Raw genomic sequence first — 13,015 nt, forward strand, 5'->3', positions numbered from 1 at the left:
AGGCCAATCTTACGGTGGAATGGGTCCATGCTTCTGCGCCTCCTCCGCCTCGTCATCGGACTCGCCCTGTTCGGCATCGGCTGCGCCGTCCTCGTCCAGGCCGGCATCGGACTCGACCCCTGGACGGTCCTCGCCGAGGGACTCTCCGTGCAGACGGGTATCGGGATCGGCTGGATCGTCGTCATCACCGGCGCGCTCGTCCTCCTCGCCTGGATCCCGCTCCGTCAACGCCCCGGCATCGGCACGATCGCGAACATCCTCGTCGTCGGAACCGTCATGCAGGGGGCGCTGGCGGTCATCCCGCCCGTCGAGAACTACCTCTTGGGGGTTCTCGTCTTCGTGTTCGGCATCGCGCTCATCGCCGCGGCATCCGGGATCTACCTCGGCGCCGACCTCGGACCGGGGCCGCGCGACGGGTTGATGACCGGCCTCCACGCTCGGTTCGGATGGCCGATCTGGGTCTGCCGGTTCGCCGTCGAAGGGAGCGTCCTCGTCACCGGGTGGCTGCTCGGCGGCACCGTAGGCCTCGGCACGGTGCTGTTCGCGGTCCTCATCGGTCCCGGCGTCCACGTCGCCCTCGACGTGTCGGCGCGGTGGCGCGCCCTGCGCGCGCGCCGAGCGACCATAACCGTGTGAGCGGTAGCCTGGGGGGCGAGCATCCTTCCCTCCATAGCTCAGTGGATAGAGCGAGCGGTTTCTACCCGCCAGGTCGGGGGTTCGAATCCTCCTGGAGGGGCTCCGAGTCGCCGTGTCCGCGGACGACTCCTGTGGGAGGAGACCACGTGTCAGCTGCGGAGAACGACCGCCTCGTCTGGATCGACTGCGAGATGACGGGCCTCGACCTGTCGGTCGACGAGCTCGTGGAGGTCGCCGTCGTCATCACCGACTTCGAGCTCAACGTCCTCGACCCCGGCTTCCAGATCGTGATCAAGCCCGACGACTCCGCCCTCGCGCACATGAACGACTTCGTGACGAAGATGCACGAGAGCTCCGGCCTTCTCGCAGAGATCCCGAACGGCGTGAGCCTCGCCGACGCCGAATTCCAGGTGCTCGAGTACATCCAGCGGTTCGTCCCCGAAGGCAAGGCCCCGCTCGCGGGCAACACGATCGGCACCGACCGCATGTTCCTCGCGCGCTACATGCCCCGCGTCGATCGGTGGCTGCACTACCGCAACGTCGACGTGTCGAGCGTGAAGGAGCTCGCCCGTCGGTGGTACCCCCGCGCCTACTTCAACGCTCCGGCGAAGGACGGCGGCCATCGCGCCCTCGCCGACATCCGCGAGAGCGTCCGCGAGCTCGCGTACTACCGCGAGACGGTCTTCGTGGACGCCCCCGGACCGTCGAGCGACGACGCGCGCACCGCCGCGGCATCCGCCGTGTCATCGTTCGCCTCCGGACTGTAATACACTTGTGGGGTTGCCCGGAGACGGGCACATGGTGGGTATAGCTCAGTTGGTAGAGCACCTGGTTGTGGTCCAGGGGGTCGCGGGTTCAAGTCCCGTTACTCACCCCATATCTTCTCCGCATGAGGCGTGGTCATGATCGATATGGATGCCGAGGCATTCGAGGATCTGGTTGCGTCCGAACTCGATGGGTTGCCCGACGACATGGTCGTGGGGCTCGACAATGTCGTGTTCGTCGTCGAGGACCGTCCCGAGGACGGCTCGCTCGACCTGTTGGGGCTGTACGACGGCCTCGCGTTGACGGAGCGGGACCAGTACGGCATGGGTGACCTCCCGGATCGCATCATCCTCTACCGGGAACCGCACCTGGACGCGTGCGATGACGTCGACGACCTCCGTGATGAGGTGCACACGACCCTCGTCCACGAGATCGCCCACTTCTACGGCATCGACGATGCCCGACTGCACGAGCTGGGGTGGGCCTGATGAGCATCGCGTCGCCGGAGATCGACGAGCGGACGGACCTGCAGGCATCCACCTCGGGACCCTGGCAGACCGTCGTCTGGAACGACCCCGTCAACCTCATGAGCTACGTGGAGCACATCTTCCGCCAGTACTTCGGATTCTCGCGTGAGAAGGCGCACCGGCTGATGCTCGCCGTCCACCACGACGGGCACGCGGTCGTCGCCGAGGGGTCGCGGGAGCAGATGGAGCTGCACGCTCAGGCGATGCACGACTACGGGCTGTGGGCGACCGTGCGAGAGGCGGGGTCGTGACTGCCCACGCTGTCGCCATGGAGCTGACGCTCCTCGAAGCCGCGCATCTTTCCGATCTCGTCGGACAGTTCGAAGACGTCGTGACCTCGCACGACGGCTCCGACCCGGCCGTGCGCCGACTCGTGCCGGACGCCTACGCCGACGACGCAGAGGCAGCGGCGGAGTTCCGTCGCCTGACCGAGGACGACCTCCTGGCACGACGGGCGGCGGATGCGGGCATCGTCCGCGCGTCCCTGCGGCACGACGGGCAGGACCTCGACATCGATCAGCTCGACCGCGCCACCGCCGAGGACATCCTCGTGGTCGACCTGACCCCGGATGCCGCCGGTGCCTGGCTCCGCACGCTCGCCGCCCTTCGGCTGGTGCTGGCGGACCGGCTCGGGGTGACGGACGAAGAGCAGCGCGGCGACGGCGATGCCCGGTTCGGCGTGTACGAGTGGATCGGCTACCGCCTCGAGATGCTCGTTCAGGCGCTCGACGCCTGAGCAGGGACCTTCAGGGCAGCCGGAAGACGTGGCTCGCGAGCTCATCCGGGTGGTGATCCCGGAGGTGCGCCTCCTCTTGCCGCTCCCACCGCTCCCAGTGCGGTCGGTACGTCTCGCCGTCTCGTTCGAGCGCGCGCACCCGGCGGGCATCCCGGGGCGCGTCGAGCCATACGGCGACGTCCGCGAGCTCGGCCGATGCGGGCGTCAGCACACCGGAACCCTCCACGATGACGACGGCCGCGGGGGCGACGCGCCTCTCCTGCCCCGAGGGCCGATCCGTCGTCCAATCCCACACCGGCCACGACCCCGGTTCGCCCCTGCGCAGCGGCACGAGGACGCCCTGACGCACGGTGTCCGCGCCGTCGCGCAGGCCGTCCCAGCCGGGGTAGACGTCGTCGAGTCGCACGATCGCCGCACCCGCCAGCCGCTCGGCGAGGAGGTCCGCGAACGTCGACTTCCCGGCGCCGGAACGACCGTCGACCAGCACCACCGCCGGCTCGCGCCGCACGCCGTGAACGGCGTCCGCGACGTCGTCGACCGCGACGACGAGGTCAGCCCCGAGCGGATCAGCGCTTGAGTGCACGGATGACGCGGCTGAGCGCCCGTCCCGCGATCCACACGAACGGGATGCCGACGGCGACGAGCGAGACCAGATTCGGCTCGAAGCGCAGGTCATCGCCGGTGCGGATGTACGCACCGATCGGGATCGCGGCGCCACCGCCTCCGCCGCCCGCACCGCCCGACGTGTCCTCTCCCGCGCCGAAGCCCGACCAGGTCAGGGCGACGGGGATGATCCGGATGCCGTCGACGTCCTGCTGTTCGCCGTAGACGGTGGTCACGCCGAGCGAGGCGAACTGCTTGCCGAGTTCGAGGGGGAGGTTTGCCATGCCCTCACGGTAGCCGCAGGCGACGCGGAAAGCAGGGGGTTGCGCCGATTCGGGTCAGTCCGGCGCGGGGCGCGGGTTGGTGGGAAGAGCGTTGACGTCTCGTCGCGGCCCGAGGGTGCTCGCGCGCGTGACGGCGCCGCGGCCGAACCTGCTGCGGGCGTCGTCGAGAGCGGCATCCACCCTCCGCCACTCCGCGTCGTCGTCCCACAGTGCCAGACCGCCGATACCGTCGCCCGTGAGCTTCTCGCCTCGGACCCCGATCAACCGGACGGGCTGGACGAGGTCGATCTTCCCGAAGAGCTCGAGGGCGACGTCGCCGACCCGCTGACCGACGTTCGTGGGCTCAGGGACGCTCACCGACCGTGAGAGGGTCGTGAAGTCCGCGAACCGCACTTTTATGGCGATCGTCCGCGCTTCCCAGCCGCCCGCGCGCAATCGAGAGGCGACCCTGTCGGCGAGACGGCGGAATTCGCTCCGGAGCATCGCCGTGTCGGAGACATCCTCGAGGAAGGTCTCCTCGTGCCCGACGCTCTTCTCGGTGTGCTCCGTCTGCACCGACCGCGGGTCGTGGCCGCGGGCGAGCTGCGAGACACGCGCGCCCATCGCCGGGCCGAGCGCTCGATCGAGGACGCTCCGCGGGGTGTTCAGGATGTCGGACACCATCCGGATGCCGCGCGCTTCGAGAGCCTCTGCAGCTTTGGGACCGACGCCCCAGAGCGCGCTGACCGGGCGAGCAGCGAGGAACGCCTGTGTGTCGGGCTCAGCGACGATCAGCAGCCCGTCCGGCTTCGACACCGTCGAGGCGATCTTCGCGACGTGCTTCGTAGCCGCGACGCCGATGCTGCACGTCAGGCCGGTCTCCTCCAGAACCCGGCGGCGGACCATCCGAGCGATCTCGCCGGGACTCCCCCAGAGGCGGCGCGCACCGCTCACGTCGAGGAAGGCCTCGTCGATCGAGAGCGGCTCCACGAGCGGGGTGACGTCGCGGAAGATCGCCATGACCTTCTTCGACAACTCCGAATACCGCTCGAACCGCGGGACCACGACGATCGCCTGCGGGCACAGCTGGAGTGCCCGGCCGACCGACATTGCCGACCTCACCCCGAAGCGGCGAGCCTCGTACGACGCGCTTGAGACGACGCCGCGCCCCTCCATCCCGCCCACGATGAGCGGCTTACCCGCGAGCGACGGGTCGTACAGGACCTCGACCGACGCGTAGAAAGCGTCCATGTCGACGTGGAGGATGCGCGTGCCGGTGTCGTCGGCGCCGTCGGGTGAGACGATCCGTCCCGTCCCGTCACCGCGTCCCATACCTCCATTGTCGACGATGCCGCCGACACCGAGCCCGGATCGGGCAGCGGCGCGGCGGCATCATCGATCGGCGTCAGGCCTGCCCCGCGCGCTCCAGGATGAGCTCGCGGACGCGTGCAGCATCCGCCTGGCCCTTCATGGCCTTCATGACGGCACCGATGACGGCGCCGGCGGCCTGCACCTTGCCGTCCTGGATCTTCGCCAGGACGTCGGGCTGCGCGGCGAGGGCCTCGTCGATGGCGGCGATCAGCGCACCGTCATCCGAGACGACGGCGAGACCACGCGCGTCGACGACTTCCTGCGGGGTCCCCTCCCCCGCGATGACGCCCTCGAGCACCTGACGCGCGAGCTTGTCGGTCAGCGTGCCGGCATCCACCAGCTTCTGCAGCTCGGCGACCGATTCGGGCGAGACCAGCGCGGCGGGTTCGGCTCCCTGCGCGTTGGCGACACGGGTGACTTCGCCCGTCCACCACTTGCGAGCGGATGCCGGGGACGCGCCGGCGGCGATCGTCGCCTCGACCTCGGCGAGGAGACCGCCGTTGGCGACGTCCTGGAACTCGAGGTCGGTGAAGCCCCACTCGGTCTTCAACCGTCGTCGGTACACCGAGGGCGCCTCGGGGAGCGCGGCGCGCAGCTCCTCGATCAGCTCCTCGGACGGCTCGACGGGCAGGAGGTCGGGCTCGGGGAAGTACCGGTAGTCGTCGGCATCCGACTTCGGGCGGCCGGGCGAGGTGCGCCCGGTGTCCTCGTGCCAGTGGCGCGTCTCCTGCGTGATCGTGCCGCCACCGGCGAGGATCGCCGCCTGACGCTGGATCTCATAACGGACGGCACGCTCCACAGAACGCATCGAGTTGACGTTCTTCGTCTCGGTGCGCGTGCCGAGCTTCTCCTGACCGCGGGGGCGGAGCGAAACGTTCGCATCGCAACGGAGGTTGCCGCGCTCCATGCGCGCCTCCGAGATCCCAAGTGACCGCACGATGTCGCGGATCGCCGCCACATAGGCCTTGGCGACCTCCGGAGCACGGTGCTCGGTGCCGAAGATCGGCTTGGTGACGATCTCGACGAGCGGCACGCCGGCGCGGTTGTAGTCGACGAGCGAGTACTCCGCGCCCTGGATGCGACCGGTCGAACCGCCCATGTGGGTGAGCTTGCCGGCATCCTCCTCCATGTGCGCGCGCTCGATCGGGACGACGACCAGGTCGCCGCCCTCGAGTTCGATCTCGACGCTGCCCTCGAAGGCGATCGGCTCGTCGTACTGGGAGATCTGGTAGTTCTTGCCGAGGTCCGGGTAGAAGTAGTTCTTCCGCGCGAACCGGCTCGACGGCGCGATCGAGCAGCCGAGGGCGAGGCCCAGGCTGATCGAGTAGCGGACCGCGGTCTCGTTGACCACCGGCAGCGAACCGGGCAGGCCCATGTCGACCGGGGCGACGAGGGTGTTGGGAGCTGCGTCGTGGTTCGCCTCGTGCGCCGGGTTGGCCGCCGGCGAGAACATCTTGGTCTCGGTGTTGAGCTCGACGTGCACCTCGAAGCCCAGCACCGGCTCGAAGAGCTCGAGTGCTTTGTCGAAGTCCATCAGCGCGTCCTTGGCCATCAGCGGGCTCCTCCGAGGATCGGGGCGCGGTCCAGCAGCGGACCGCCCCAGCTGTCGACGAGCAGGGCCTCGAGGGCCGCGCCGACGCGGTACAGACGTGCGTCCTCCCGGACGGGCGCGACGAACTGGATGCCGACGGGCAACCCGTCCTCCGCCGCGAGGCCCGAGGGGATCGAGATGCCGGGGACGCCGGCGAGGTTGACCGGGATGGTCGTCACGTCGTTGAGGTACATCTGGATCGGGTCGTCGAGCTTCTCGCCGAGGCGGAAAGCGGTCGTGGGCGCCGACGGCGTCGCGATGACGTCGACCTGCGCGAACGCCTCGTCGAAGTCGCGCTGGATCAGGGTGCGGACCTTCTGAGCGCTGCCGTAGTAGGCGTCGTAGTACCCCGCCGACAGGGCGTAGGTGCCGAGGATGACGCGCCGCTTGACCTCGTCGCCGAAGCCGGCGTCGCGGGTCGCGGCCATGACGTCCTCGACGGTGCCACCGGGCACGTTCACCCGCATGCCGAAGCGCACGGAGTCGAACTTGGCAAGGTTGCTGGAGGCCTCCGCGGGGAGGATCAGGTAGTACGCGGCGACCCCGTACTCGAAGTGGGGTGCGCTGACCTCGACGATCTCGGCGCCGGCGGCTTCCATCGCGGCGAGGGAGGCGCGGAACGACTCCGAGACGCCGGTCTGGAAGCCGGAGTCGTCGAGCTCGCGGATGACGCCGACCTTCAGGCCCTTCAGGACCTCGCCGGTCGCCCCCTCGCGCGCAGCGGCGGCGAAGGACGGCCACGCGTCGGTGAGGGACGTGGCGTCGTGGGGATCGTGCCCGCCGATGACGTCGTGCAGGAGCGCCGAGTCGAGGACCGTGCGCGAGACGGGGCCGACCTGGTCGAGGCTCGACGCGAGCGCGATGGCGCCGTAGCGGCTGACACCCCCGTAGGTGGGCTTCATGCCGACGGTGCCGGTCACATGGGCGGGCTGCCGGATCGAGCCGCCGGTGTCGGAGCCGAGGGCGAGCGGTGCCTCGAAGGCGGCGACCGCCGCAGCGGAGCCACCGCCAGACCCGCCGGGGATCCGGTCGAGGTCCCACGGGTTGTGGGTCGGGCCGTACGCGGAGTGCTCCGTCGAGGAGCCCATGGCGAACTCGTCCATGTTGGTCTTGCCGAGCGGCACGAGGCCGGCGGCGCGGGAGCGCGACACGACGGTCGCGTCGTAGGGCGACATATAGCCCTCGAGGATCTTCGATCCGCTGGTCGACGGCATGTCGGTCGTCACGAGGACGTCCTTGATGGCGAGCGGGACGCCGGCCAGTTCGCCGAGCTCCTCGCCCGCGGCGCGGCGCCGGTCGATGTCCTGGGCGACCTCGACCGCGTGGTCCGAGACGTGCAGGAAGGCGTGGACGTCGCCGTCCACGGCGGCGATCCGGTCGAGGTGGGCCTGCGTGGCCTCGACACTCGACAGCTCGCCGGAACGGAGCTTCGCCGAGAGGTCGGCAGCGGTCAGCTTCAGGATGTCGCTCACTGCTCCTCCCCCAGGATCGCGGTCACGCGGAACCGGCCGTCGGCGGCATCCGGTGCGTTCTGCAGCACCTCGTCGAGGCTCAGCATGTCGCCGGGGACATCGGGACGGAACACATTGCTCAGCGGGATCGGGTGGCTCGTCGCGGCGACCTCGGGGGTGGCGACCTCGGAGACCTTGGCGATGTTGTCGACGATCGCATCGAGCTGGCCGGTGAGGCGTTCCACCTCCTCGTCGCTCAGCTGGATCCGGGCGAGCACGCCGAGATGGCGCACGAGATCGGGGGTGATTTCAGACACTCCCCCAGTCTAGTTCGGGCCACTCGTCGTCCGAGCGCTCGCCCTAGGCTGAGGACGTGACCGATTCGATCTCCGCCGATCGCCCCTGGCTCTCGTCCTACGACGCCGGCGTCCCGCTCGATCTCCCGCCCGTCACCGGGTCGCTCATGGATCTGCTCGACGACTCCGTCCGCGATTACCCGAAGGCGGCCGCGCTGCAGTTCTTCGGCAAGGAGACGACCTACGCCGCGCTGGCGGATGCCGTGAGTCGAGCGGCGGCCGGGTTGCGCCGCCTCGGGGTGAAGAAGGGCGACCGGGTCGCGATCGTCCTTCCCAACTGCCCGCAGCACATCGTCGCCTTCTACGCTGTCCTGCGCCTGGGCGCCGTCGTCGTCGAGCACAATCCGCTCTACACGCCGCGGGAGCTGCGGACCCAGTTCCAGGACCACGGTGCGCGCCACGCGATCGTCTGGAACAAGGTCGTCGCGACGGTCCAGGAGTTCCCGGCCGACCTCCACGTCGAGGCACTGGTGTCGGTCGACATCACGACGGCACTCCCGCTGCACACCCGGCTCGCGCTCCGGCTGCCGGTCGCGAAGGCCCGCGAATCGCGCGACGCGCTCACCGCGCCGGTGCGCGGGACGCGCACGTGGGACGACCTCGTCCGGACCGAGCCGCTCCCGGCATCCCACCCCCGTCCCGCCACGGATGACCTCGCGGTCCTCCAATACACCTCCGGAACGACGGGCACGCCCAAGGGTGCGATGCTCACCCATCGGAACCTCCTCGCCAACGCCCGCCAGAGTCAGGCGTTCATCCCGGCGGTGGTCCGCGGGGACGGATGCGTCTTCTACGCCGTCCTGCCGATGTTCCACGCGTACGGGCTCACGCTGTGCCTGACGTTCGCGATGTCGATGGGAGCGCGTCTCGTGCTCTTCCCGAAGTTCGACGCCGACATGGTGATCGACGCGATCAAGAAGCACCCGCCGACGGTCCTGCCCCTCGTCCCGCCCATCGCGGAGCGCCTGCTCGCTCGTGCCCGTGAGACCGGCGCGTCGATCCGGGGCATCGGGATCGGCGTGTCGGGGGCGATGGCCCTCTCGCCGGCGCTCGTCGAACCCTTCGAGGAGGCCACGGGCGGCTACCTCATCGAGGGCTACGGCCTCAGCGAGTGCTCGCCCGTCTTAATGGTGAACCCGCCCGCCGACAGCCGGAAGGCGGGGACGATCGGCATCCCTGTCCCCGGGACCGACGCGCGGGTCGTCGATCCGGAGGACCCGTCGCGCGTCTTCGGTGTCGGTGAGCCCGGCGAGCTCGTGGTGCGCGGACCGCAGGTCTTCTCGGGGTACTACGGCAAGCCGGAGGAGACGGAGAAGGTGCTCGAGGACGGCTGGTTCCGCACCGGGGACATCGTCGAGCGCGACGAAGACGGCTTTTTCCGGGTCGTCGACCGGCTGAAGGAGCTGATCGTGACGGGCGGCTTCAACGTCTCGCCGTCCGAGGTCGAGGCGACGCTCCGTCAGCACCCGCAGGTCGCGGATGCCGCCGTGGTCGGCCTGCCCGATCCGCACAGCGGCGAGCAGGTCGTGGCCGTCGTCATCCCCGCCCCCGGCGTGACCGCCCTCGACGTCGACGACATCCGCTCCTTCGCGCGGACACGACTGACCCCGTACAAGGTTCCGCGTCGCATCGAACCGGTCGACGACCTGCCGCGCTCGCTCATCGGCAAGGTGCTGCGGCGCCAGGTGCGGGACGCGCTGCTCGCGCAGAAGGACTGAGCCTCACTCCGCCGCAGGGGCCTCGCCGAGGGCGTCCGGCCCCTCGGTGACGAGCAGGTGGAACTGAGCCGCATCGATGATGCGGAGCCCGAGCGCTTCGGCCTTCGCGAGCTTCGATCCCGCGCCGGGGCCGGCAGCGACGAAGTCGGTCTTCTTCGAGACGCTGGATGCCGCCTTCCCCCCCGCCTGCATGATCGCCTCCTGCGCGCCCTCGCGGGTGTAGCCCTCGAGCGAGCCGGTCGCGACGACCGTGATGCCCTCGAGGACGCCGCCTGCTGCTGCGGCGGCACCGGGCCCGGGGTGGCCCGGGATCGACAGGCGCGCCCCGGCTGCGACCCAACGGTCGACGATGTCGACGTGCCAGTCGACGGCGAACCAGTCCTGCAGTGCGTCGGCGATGATCCCTCCGACGCCGTCGACGGCGGCGAGCTCATCGCGCGAGGCGGCGCGGATGGCGTCGAGTGAGCCGAAGTACTGCGCCAGCGCACGAGCGGCGACCGGACCGACGTGCCGGATGTTGAGGGCGACGAGGAACCGCCAGAGGTCCTTCGTCTTGGCCTTCTCGAGTTCGTCGATGAGGGTGAGCGCCTGAGCCGACGGCTGCGGGCCGGTGAGCCCCTCCTTCTTCTCCGCCGCGCTGGGGTTGCGGCGGAAGGGAGCGCGTCGGATCACGTCGCCGGTCTTCTCGTCGACGCGCGCCTCGCCGGTCTCGGAGTCCCGGACGATGACCTCGATCGGGACGAGCCGCTCCACCGTCAGGTCGAACAGCCCCGCCTCGGTGTCGAGGGCGGGTTCCTGCGGCGGGAGCGGCTGCGTCAGGGCGGCCGCGGTGACCTCGCCGAGCGCCTCGATGTCCAGCGCGCCGCGGGAGCCGATGTGTTCGACGCGTCCGCGAACCTGCGCGGGGCAGCCGCGGGTGTTCGGGCAGCGCAGATCGATGTCGCCTTCCTTCGCGGGGGCGAGCGTCGAGCCGCACTCGGGGCATTCGGTCGGCATGACGAACGCCCGTTCGGTGCCGTCGCGCAGTTCTGCGACCGGCCCGAGCACCTCGGGGATGACGTCGCCCGCCTTGCGCAGCACGACCATGTCGCCGATCAGCACGCCCTTGGCCTTGACGACGTCCTGGTTGTGAAGGGTGGCCTGACGCACGACGCTTCCGGCGACGAGTGCGGGCTCCATCTGCGCGTAGGGCGTGGCCCGGCCCGTGCGCCCCACCGACACGATGATGTCGACGAGCCGCGTCTGCACCTCTTCCGGCGGGTATTTGTAGGCGATCGCCCACCGCGGCGCGCGACTGGTCGCGCCGAGCTCATCGTGCAGCGAGAGCTCGTCGACCTTGACGACGATGCCGTCGAGCTCGTGCGCGACGGAGTGTCGCTTCTCGCCGTACTCCGCAACGAAATCGAGGACGCTGTCGACGTCGTCGAAGGTGCGCGGGTAGGGACTGACCGGGAGCCCCCACTCGGCCAGAAGCCCGTACACGTCGCTCTGCGCGGCGACCGGCGGGTCCGGCCACGCGCCGATCCCGTGCACGTACATGCGCAGCGATGCGAGACGGGCCTCGCCGGCCTCCAGCTCGAGACCCGACTTCTTGTCGAGCTGCTGGCGGAGTCCGCCGCTGGCCGCATTGCGCGGGTTGGCGAACGCGGGGAAGCGCCGGGCGGCGCTCTTCTGGGCCTTTTCCTCGTCGTACCGCGGCCGCGCGGCCGCGTCGGCGATGACGCGCTCTCGCAGCCGCGCCTGAAGCGCGTTGAGCTCTTCGAACGCCGCGACGGGGATGAAGACCTCGCCGCGGACCTCGACGAGAGCGGGATGCCCCTCCCCCGCCAGTCGATCGGGGATGCCGGCCACGCGCACCGCGTTGACGGTCACGTCCTCGCCGATGCGGCCGTCGCCTCGGGTCGCGGCCGAGGTCAGGACCCCGTCCTCGTATCGCAGCGAGATGGCGAGACCATCGATCTTGAGTTCGGTGAGCCAGCGCACCGGGCGTCCGGCCGAGGCCTCGGCCTTCGTGCACCACTCCCGCAACTCCTCCGGCGAGAACACGTTGTCGAGGCTCAGCATCCGCTCCGCGTGCTCGACGGGGGCGAACATCGACGATTCGGCCGCGCCGACCGTCTGCGTCGGCGAGTCCTGGCCCTGCAGCTCCGGATGCGCGCGCTCGATGGCCTCGAGCTCGTGCATCCACCCGTCATAGGTCGCGTCGTCGACGAGCCCGACGTCGCCGCCGTAATACGCCTCGCGCGCACCGAGGATCTTCTCGGTGAGGCTCTCGGCGGCGGCGCGCGCCTCATCGAGTGTCAGTGCGGGAAGTTCTGCGTCAGCCACATCGACAGTGTAGGGAGGGCGGCCGACACTCCCGAGCCGCTGTCGTCGTCGCGCACGATGCGGTAGGCGAACGATCCCGAGTACCGGAAGACCTCGCCGAGGAGAGGCATCCGGAGCCGGACGTCGACGCGCTGACGCCCGTCGCCGCCCTGGCCCGCACTCTCCCGCACGGTGACCGAGGCGACCCGGGGCAGAGGGACGCGGATGCCGCGCACCCGCCACGCGAGTCGTCCTGAGCGCAGCACCATACGGCGGTCCTCGATTGCGGGACGAAGGCGTACCTCCAGCCCGCCGCCACGGCCGAGCCGCTCGATGACCTCCCCGTCACCGGCACGCATCGTGTCGCGCATGACCCGGAGCCGGCCGGGGAACGCGAACCACCGCGATCCGGCGAGACCGTCCGCGACGGGACGGTTCTCGACCAGGAACGGCACCTGCTCACCCGCCTCGGGGAAGAGCATGTCGTGCCGCGTCGACCAGGCCAGCAGCGGCCACGCGATCAGGCGGTAGCGGGATCCGACGGTGTCGTACGTCCCCTCCCCGACCCCGACGTGCCCAGGAGGGATGGGGCCGAAGTACCGCGCCAGCACGGGCGGCAGATCGCCGTACGCGTCGCCGAGCACGCGTTGGTAGACGGATGCCGGGGCGTCCTCGGCGGCGGTGGTCATGC

General features: G+C 70.1%; 14 protein-coding genes and 2 tRNA genes. 8 read left to right on the forward strand and 8 right to left on the reverse strand.

Going from position 1 to position 13,015, the window contains the following annotated elements; translation table 11 throughout:
• Positions 1-27: 27 nt before the first annotated feature.
• The 7 genes from BLR68_RS00250 to BLR68_RS00280 all read left to right on the forward strand — a co-directional run bounded on the left by BLR68_RS00250 (position 28) and on the right by BLR68_RS00280 (position 2,664).
• Complete coding sequence (locus BLR68_RS00250; protein WP_018188001.1) at positions 28-636, forward strand: membrane protein YczE; 609 nt, start codon at positions 28-30, stop codon at positions 634-636.
• Between the two features lie 27 nt (positions 637-663).
• A tRNA-Arg gene (locus BLR68_RS00255) sits at positions 664-736 on the forward strand.
• Between the two features lie 46 nt (positions 737-782).
• Entirely contained in the window at positions 783-1,403 is a 621-nt protein-coding gene (gene orn / locus BLR68_RS00260; protein ID WP_018188002.1) for an oligoribonuclease, read from the forward strand.
• Between the two features lie 34 nt (positions 1,404-1,437).
• Positions 1,438-1,513: transfer RNA gene (locus BLR68_RS00265), tRNA-His, on the forward strand.
• A gap of 25 nt (positions 1,514-1,538) precedes the next feature.
• Entirely contained in the window at positions 1,539-1,889 is a 351-nt protein-coding gene (locus BLR68_RS00270) for a metallopeptidase family protein (protein WP_026302964.1), read from the forward strand.
• The gene (gene clpS, locus BLR68_RS00275) at positions 1,880-2,179 is read left to right on the forward strand and encodes an ATP-dependent Clp protease adapter ClpS (protein WP_018188004.1); all 300 of its coding nucleotides are present in this window, start codon (positions 1,880-1,882) and stop codon (positions 2,177-2,179) included. The genes BLR68_RS00270 and clpS overlap by 10 nt, the downstream gene beginning before the upstream one ends.
• The gene (locus BLR68_RS00280) at positions 2,176-2,664 is read left to right on the forward strand and encodes a DUF2017 family protein (protein ID WP_256335279.1); all 489 of its coding nucleotides are present in this window, start codon (positions 2,176-2,178) and stop codon (positions 2,662-2,664) included. The genes clpS and BLR68_RS00280 overlap by 4 nt, the downstream gene beginning before the upstream one ends.
• Positions 2,665-2,674: 10 nt before the next feature.
• Here the strand turns inward: BLR68_RS00280 and BLR68_RS00285 are convergent, their stop codons facing one another.
• From BLR68_RS00285 to gatC, 6 genes are all read right to left on the reverse strand, one after another.
• Positions 2,675-3,247 carry a nucleoside/nucleotide kinase family protein gene (locus tag BLR68_RS00285; RefSeq protein WP_018188006.1) on the reverse strand — a complete coding sequence of 191 codons (573 nt, stop codon included), beginning with the start codon at positions 3,245-3,247 and terminating at the stop codon, positions 2,675-2,677.
• Entirely contained in the window at positions 3,231-3,551 is a 321-nt protein-coding gene (locus BLR68_RS00290) for a hypothetical protein (RefSeq protein ID WP_018188007.1), read from the reverse strand. The genes BLR68_RS00285 and BLR68_RS00290 overlap by 17 nt, the downstream gene beginning before the upstream one ends.
• 54 nt (positions 3,552-3,605) lie before the next feature.
• Positions 3,606-4,862, reverse strand: a complete 1,257-nt coding sequence (dinB, locus tag BLR68_RS00295) for a DNA polymerase IV (protein WP_018188008.1) — start codon at positions 4,860-4,862, stop codon at positions 3,606-3,608.
• A 73-nt stretch (positions 4,863-4,935) separates the two neighbouring features.
• Positions 4,936-6,453: an Asp-tRNA(Asn)/Glu-tRNA(Gln) amidotransferase subunit GatB gene (gene gatB, locus BLR68_RS00300; protein WP_018188009.1), complete on the reverse strand. Its 1,518-nt coding sequence runs from the start codon at positions 6,451-6,453 to the stop codon at positions 4,936-4,938.
• Positions 6,453-7,964: an Asp-tRNA(Asn)/Glu-tRNA(Gln) amidotransferase subunit GatA gene (gatA, locus tag BLR68_RS00305; protein ID WP_018188010.1), complete on the reverse strand. Its 1,512-nt coding sequence runs from the start codon at positions 7,962-7,964 to the stop codon at positions 6,453-6,455. Before gatA ends, gatB begins: the two co-directional genes overlap by 1 nt.
• Positions 7,961-8,260 carry an Asp-tRNA(Asn)/Glu-tRNA(Gln) amidotransferase subunit GatC gene (gatC, locus tag BLR68_RS00310; protein WP_018188011.1) on the reverse strand — a complete coding sequence of 100 codons (300 nt, stop codon included), beginning with the start codon at positions 8,258-8,260 and terminating at the stop codon, positions 7,961-7,963. The genes gatA and gatC overlap by 4 nt, the downstream gene beginning before the upstream one ends.
• 56 nt (positions 8,261-8,316) lie before the next feature.
• On the opposite strand from gatC, the gene BLR68_RS00315 reads away from it, so the two are divergent.
• Positions 8,317-10,017 carry a long-chain-fatty-acid--CoA ligase gene (locus tag BLR68_RS00315; protein ID WP_018188012.1) on the forward strand — a complete coding sequence of 567 codons (1,701 nt, stop codon included), beginning with the start codon at positions 8,317-8,319 and terminating at the stop codon, positions 10,015-10,017.
• Between the two features lie 3 nt (positions 10,018-10,020).
• On the opposite strand, the gene ligA is transcribed toward BLR68_RS00315, so the two are convergent.
• Positions 10,021-12,345: an NAD-dependent DNA ligase LigA gene (ligA, locus tag BLR68_RS00320; protein ID WP_018188013.1), complete on the reverse strand. Its 2,325-nt coding sequence runs from the start codon at positions 12,343-12,345 to the stop codon at positions 10,021-10,023.
• Positions 12,318-13,013, reverse strand: a complete 696-nt coding sequence (locus BLR68_RS00325) for a DUF4166 domain-containing protein (RefSeq protein WP_018188014.1) — start codon at positions 13,011-13,013, stop codon at positions 12,318-12,320. Before BLR68_RS00325 ends, ligA begins: the two co-directional genes overlap by 28 nt.
• Between the last annotated feature and the right edge of the window lie 2 nt (positions 13,014-13,015).

Source organism: Microbacterium sp. 77mftsu3.1, from assembly GCF_900100525.1.
Classification (GTDB): Bacteria; Actinomycetota; Actinomycetes; order Actinomycetales; family Microbacteriaceae; genus Microbacterium; species Microbacterium aquilitoris.